7 protein-coding genes are annotated in these 6029 nt (G+C 72.1%); all 7 read right to left on the bottom strand.

What is annotated here, in order from left to right; translation table 11 throughout:
* Nucleotides 1-481, bottom strand: a 481-nt coding sequence (locus ACIRDX_RS19575) for a thermonuclease family protein (RefSeq protein WP_396627121.1), incomplete at its 3' end; no start/stop codon positions are given.
* The gene (locus ACIRDX_RS19570) at nt 481-705 is read right to left on the bottom strand and encodes a hypothetical protein (protein WP_396627120.1); all 225 of its coding nucleotides are present in this window, start codon (nt 703-705) and stop codon (nt 481-483) included. The genes ACIRDX_RS19575 and ACIRDX_RS19570, both read right to left, overlap by 1 nt.
* A 115-nt stretch (nt 706-820) precedes the next feature.
* A complete protein-coding gene (locus ACIRDX_RS19565; protein ID WP_396627119.1) occupies nt 821-2602 on the bottom strand; it encodes a hypothetical protein in 1782 nt (593 codons plus the stop codon).
* The gene (locus tag ACIRDX_RS19560; RefSeq protein WP_396627118.1) at nt 2592-3653 is read right to left on the bottom strand and encodes a hypothetical protein; all 1062 of its coding nucleotides are present in this window, start codon (nt 3651-3653) and stop codon (nt 2592-2594) included. The genes ACIRDX_RS19565 and ACIRDX_RS19560 overlap by 11 nt, the downstream gene beginning before the upstream one ends.
* On the bottom strand, nt 3650-4414 hold the full coding sequence (locus ACIRDX_RS19555) for a hypothetical protein (RefSeq protein ID WP_396627117.1): 765 nt from the start codon (nt 4412-4414) through the stop codon (nt 3650-3652). Before ACIRDX_RS19555 ends, ACIRDX_RS19560 begins: the two co-directional genes overlap by 4 nt.
* A 4-nt stretch (nt 4415-4418) precedes the next feature.
* On the bottom strand, nt 4419-5288 hold the full coding sequence (locus ACIRDX_RS19550; protein WP_396627116.1) for a TIGR00730 family Rossman fold protein: 870 nt from the start codon (nt 5286-5288) through the stop codon (nt 4419-4421).
* A 108-nt stretch (nt 5289-5396) separates the two neighbouring features.
* Nucleotides 5397-6029 (bottom strand): peptidase dimerization domain-containing protein (locus ACIRDX_RS19545; RefSeq protein WP_396627115.1); only part of this gene is annotated, 633 nt, incomplete at its 5' end.

Raw genomic sequence — 6029 nt, 5'->3', positions numbered from 1 at the left:
GCGGACTCCCCCAGAAGCCGCGCCCGGCGCTGCGGGCATCTGCTTCGGCACGGTAGAGCACGGGGTCACGCGTGTACTTGCGGTAGACGCACGCGAGGCCGGCGCGCACCAGCGCCACGCTGAGGTCGGCGCCCGCCATCGTGACGCGTGCGACGAGGCGACCGTACCTGTCGATGTCGGTGCCGCGCACCGAGGCTGTGCGACCGAACGTCTCGGCGCGCGTGAACCGCGTGGCGGCACTGGCGAACGGCTCGCCGCGTTCGGGCGTGTCGATGCCGTCGAGGCGCACGCGGATGGCCTGGCGATCGCCTGCACGGCGAACGTCGATCGTGTCGCCGTCGACGACACGCGCGACCACGGCCTCGAAGGTCTCGCCGGGCACCTGCGCCCCTGCGGCAACAGGGCACGCGGCGAGCGCCAGCCACAACGCGAGCAATGCGCTCCTGCGCACGCCCGCCCTGGCCGCCCACGCCAGCGGCATCACGACTGGCCGTGCGAGTCGCGCGCGATCTGTCGCACCGGATCCGGCAGCAGGCGCGTGCCGAACTTCCAGCATGTCTGGCACTCCGGACAGTCGTAGTAGTGGATGGGCATCTGCGGCATCGAGGCCGCCTGCGTGCGGAACGCGCCCGAGGAGATCTCGGTGTGCGCGTGCACGAGCGGCTCGCCGCAGTCGGGGCAGTCGAAGTCGGGGACGGAGCTCATGATCGGCAGTCGGCAGTCGGCAGTTGGGAGTCGGGAGGCTACGGCCCACAGGCGACAGGCTGCCTGCCACGGCGGAGTTCGCGGGCAGCCTGTGGCCTGCGGCCCGTTGCCTGGTTCAATACGGAAAGTACCTCGCCACGTACGCGGCGGTCGGCACATCACCGGCGGCGCGCGTGAGGTGATCGACGATGCCTGGCTGGAGGGTGTGGAGGTCGGCCAGTCCGAGCTCCGCGGCGGGTGGGTCGCCGCATGCCAGTGCCTCATCCATGCGCACCAGCGCCAGGGCCACCTGCGACGCGTGCGGGTGCGTGGCCCCACGTGCCTGCGCGCGGCTGGCGGCGTCGGTGATGGCCCCGCGGCACTCGTGGGTCGCCGCATCGTCGGGCGCGGCACGCAGCCAGGCGCGCGCTGCCGCCCACCGCACGTGCTGCGGCCCGGCCTGGTCGTCGGCGAGCGTCGCGAGCACGGCCAGCGACGCCTCCTGGCCGTCGAGACCGAGCCGGACGGCGGCGCGCGAGCGTGCGAGGTCGATGTACGCCTGCCCCTGGAAGCCAAGGGCCCCGAGCGGCAGGATCGCCGCCAGCATCGCGTCAGCGCGAGCGAACGCGTCGACATGGTCAAGCGCCCCGGCCAGCCGGAACCACTCGGCCAGCGGGAAGGAGATGTCGCGATACAGCAGCGCGTCGTAGTACGTGCGCGCGAGCGCCTCCTGACGCTCGAGTGCGAGCTCGGGCTGGCCCGTCACCGCCAACAGGCGCGCCCGTGCGCCCTCGACGCGCCAGGCCATCGGGTGTCCCTCGCGCAGGTCGGGCTCGGCGAATCGCGCGAGCAGTGGCGCGATCGCCGCCGGGTCCGGGCTCCCCGTGTCTGCCGACTGCTGGACGAGGTGGGCGAGGAGGTGCAACCGCAGGTGCGCCGGGCGATCGGCCAACTGCGCAACGGTCGGCACGGGCAGCGCTCCCGCGTTGAACTCGTGACGCTCGGCGATGCCCAGGGCGAACGCGAGCTGGAACCGCTGGTCGTCGGTGAGGTCTGGCCACGCCGCGAGCGCGCGTGAGGCCGCCGCCGCGATTGGCGACCAGTCCACGAGTTCGCCGCGCCCTTCCAGCGCGAACCTGAAGAACCACTCGCACAGTTCCCGGCGCCGCTCCGCGTTCAGGCCCTCCTGCAGCAGCAGGTCCGCGAGCCCATCGCCGAACACGTGCTCGAGCGCCAGCGACGTGCCATGCACGCCGATCACCTCGAGCGGCCCGGCGTGGCGCCGTGCCTCCTCCACCTGCGAGGCCGCCACCAGCACGCGACGCACGCCCGGCAGCAACGCGCGTGTCGTCGAGAGCTTCACGTCGAGCCCATCGACCTCCTCCACGCGCCCATCGGGCGACACGGCCGCGCTGGCCACGAGATCGCCTGGGAGCGGGACGCGGAACACGATCGACGCCTGCAACAGAAAGAGCGCAAGACCGAACGACGGGCCGGTGACGACATCGCAGGGAGGTGCCTGGCCGGGCTCGGTCAGGTGCGCGCCCGCAGGCAGCAGGTGCAGGGCCCCCGCGTGCGCGGCGTGGACCGACTGCCACAACAGGGGAACGGAGCGCGGCAGCGCCAGCGACGCCGCATCCCAGGATTGGCGGGTGGTGGTGCCGATCTCGGGCCCGCGGCGCAGCGGCGCACCGGAATGGAGGATCCACGCGAACCCGCACGTCCGCTCCACGCTGAGCCCCGGAAGGGCGCCGATGCGAGGCGCGGGCGGGTCGTCCAGTCCGGTGATGTCGCGAGCGAGCGCGGCGGCCGCCGATGCGGGGTTGGTCGGCCAGCACCAGGGGCCGGCCTCGAGCACGGGCTGCAGCCGGGCTCGGGCCGCGCGATCGGCGCGGCCCCGCGCCAGCTCAGGCAGCAAGGGCCCACCAGGCGTCGGGATCCTTCACCCCGGCGCGCCTGAGGCGTTCGTCCTGGAGCCCGGCGCCGGTCGGCACGGCGAGCCCGAGCAGGAAGCCTGCACGGTCGACGGCCACCAGCGCCTGCCGGAGGTCGGCGGCATCGCCTGCGGCGTCGAGCAGCAGGAGCACGGCCTCGAGGTCGTCGCGGCGATGCGCCAGCGTGCGCACCTCATCATCCCAACCGGGCGACGACGCATGCACGGCATCCTCGACGTCCTCGATGTCGAGGCACAGCGCGGCGCACTCGACCACGGCCTGGCGCGACAGCGCGGCGCGATCGTCGGCCGGCAGCGACGCCGCCCAGCGGCGCGGTTCGATCATGCTCGCGTCGGCGGTGCCGGCGCGCGCGGCGGCGAGCCACGCACGGGCCTCGCTCGCATCAGCGGGCATGGCCAGGCGCGCAAGCATGCCCGCGGCCACCACCTGCGGCCACGGGTCGTCGGAGGAGACAAGCGGCGCCACCTGCTCGGCGAGCCAGCCGTCGCGACACGCGCCGGCCCACGTGGCGACCGACGGCATCACCTGCAGGGGCGACAGGCACGCCTCCGGCGGCGTGACACCGTGCACGGACACGCCGTCGGCCGTCGTGCGCAGGAGCACCGCATCGAGTCCGGCCCGCACCACCACGGCGGTGGCGCGCGCGAGGTCGAGGTACGCGGTGCCGCCGTCCTCGTCCGGTACGAACCGCACCTCGTCGTGCGGCAGCCCCGCCGGCAGGTGAACGCGCAGGTCGAGATCGCCGGGCGCGGAGATGCGCACGATGCCGAGCGCGGGCGCCGAGATGGCGGCGTCGAGGCGGCCGAGGGTGCCGTGGCTGACGGCCGTGAAGGGCACGTCGACGAAACCCGTGGCCGCCAGCGCCGAGAAGGCGAGCGCGGCCACGTCGCCCTTGCCGAGCGCCTGGCTCTGCGTGGAGGTAGCCCACTGGAGCCGGGCCGCCTCGTCGGAGAGCGCGAGCCCTGGAAGGCCGAGAAGTGCGAGGGCGTCGTGCGGGGTCTGTGTCTGGGTCATCGCTGGTCACGCTGGGCCGCGCGGGCGGCTTCCTTGGCGCTGGACGCACGGCGATGCAGGAAACTGACACAGCCGCGGAACTGCTCGGCCTGCTCGGCCGAGAGCCGGCCGGCGCCCGACTCGTTCGCGATGAACTCCACGAGGCGCACCCGGGCCCGATGGTGCCGCTGATGGACGGCCGCCTCTGCCGTCGCGCCGGTGCGCCCGGTCGATTCGAGGACGACCTCGTCGATGGTCGTGGCCTTGAAGGCGAGCGCGCGCATCTGCGTCACGACCGTGAGGAAGTCCTGTCGGGCCCTGACCTGCGTGAACGTCTCGGCGCACGCCGGCACCAGCACATCCATGAAGCGCTGCTCGATCGCCAGGGCCTCCCGCATCAGGTCCGGTTCGGTGAGCACGTCCTCGGCGCTCAGCGCGATGTCGACCAGCTCGATGGGGTGATCGGCGTCGTCGATGGTGTCCTCGGCGAGCGCGCGGCGGGCCCGCCACAACTCGATCGCCTTGTTGGAGAGCGCGCGCCGAAGGAACCCACGCACGCGCTTGTCGGAGTCGCACTCGAGCGCACCGGTCGTGCGGGATCCGCCGAACAGCATGTGGACGGTGACTTCCGTCGCCGCGTCCTCGCGAATGGATTCCTCGAAGGTCAACCGGCGCGCAAGCATGTTGACCTCGTCCTGCACGAAGGCCAGCGCGTCCTGCCCGGCAAAGTCCTCGGGCGGGCAGTCGGGGGACAGCCGGCGGAACGCCTCGAGCAGGGTCATGCGGTCATCCCCGCGTCTTGGCGATGTCGGGCTTGCGATGGCCGACCTGCGGCACTTCCGGGCGCAGGTGGTGCGTCTCGAGGTGCTCGCGCAGCACCTGGAACGCGCGACGCGGGGTGTCGACGCGGTCCATGAGCTTGAGGTCCTCTTCGTGGATCGCCCCCCACTCGACCAGCGGCTTGAAGTGGAGGATCTGGTCCCAGTAGTCGGTGCCGTACAGGATGACCTTCAGCTCCTTCGAGAGCTTCTGGGTCTGCACCAGCGTGAGGATCTCGAACACCTCGTCGAGCGTACCGAAGCCGCCCGGGAACACCACGAGCGCCTTGGCGAGGTACGCGAACCAGAACTTCCGCATGAAGAAGTAGTGGAACTCGAAGTGGAGGCGATCGCCCACGAACGGGTTGGGCCCCTGCTCGAACGGCAGCTTGATGTTGAGGCCGATGCTCTTGCCACCGGCCTCGTGCGCGCCGCGGTTGGCGGCCTCCATGATGCCGGGGCCGCCGCCCGAGCACACCACGAACCGGTGCATCTCGGTGTCGAGCTCGGCGGTCCACTCGGTGAGCAGCCGCGCCAGCGTGCGGGCGTCCTCGTAGTACTTCGCCCACTCGACGGCCTTCTCGGCGCGACGGATCTCGTCTTTCGTGGCCCGCGCCTGCGGGGTCGACTTGCCGCGCACCTTGAGCAACTGGAGCTCGCGGCGGGCCTCGGCCCTGGCCTTGATGCGGGCCGATCCGAAGAACACCACGGTGTCCTTGATGCCCTCCTCGGTGAACCGGCGGTGGGGCTCGAAGTACTCCGACAGGATGCGCAGCGGGCGCGCATCGTCGCTCTGCAGGAACTCGGCGTTCAGGTAGGCGAGAGGTTGGCTGCTCATAGGGGCTGGTGGCTACAGGCTACAGGCTACCTGAGCAGGAACGCCAGCCTCCTCGCAGGCCGGCTGTCCCAGCCCGGCCCATCCGCGCCCGCATCGCGGCAACGGTCCCTACCCTGCCAGCAGGGCGCGCGCGATGCGCTGGTAGTCGTCGACGGCGCGGTGCAGGTCGGCGATAGCCACCGACTCGTGATCGGTGTGGGCCACATGGATGGAGCCGGGGCCGTACATCAACCGCGTGCCCCAGGCGTTCAGGAGCGGCGCGTCGGTGGTGTAGCCCACGACCTCGGCATCGAAACCCTCGAGCGTCGCCATGTGGAGGAACGGCACGTGGTAGACGTACTCGACGTCGACCAACGACGCGAGGGGCGCCAGCGCCGCCATCACCTGCTCGTGCGGCGTGACGATGCGGAACAGCAGGTCGGCGGTCGCGTCTGGCGCGATCACGTTGGGCGCGAGCCCGCCCGCGATGGCGCCGATGTTGACCTGCGTCGGCCCGAGCACGGCGTCGACCGGCAGGTCCATGGCGCGCACCTGCGCCAGCGCGTCGAGCAGCTTCTCGATGGCCGACTCGCCGAGGTGCGGGTACCCGGAATGGGCGGCGCGGCCCTTGGCGTGCAGCTTCACGCGCACCACGCCGCGATGGCCGAGTGCGAGCTTGCCCTCGGTCGGCTCCCCGTTCACGAGGTAGCGAGTCACACCCGTCGAGAGGCGGTCGGCGATCATCGCGCCGTCGCTGCCGCG

This window comes from Luteitalea sp. (assembly GCF_044337415.1).
Lineage (GTDB): Bacteria > Acidobacteriota > Vicinamibacteria > Vicinamibacterales > Vicinamibacteraceae > Luteitalea.
The sequence above is the reverse complement of the archived record's forward strand: the minus strand, read 5'-3'. Positions and strand labels throughout refer to the sequence as shown.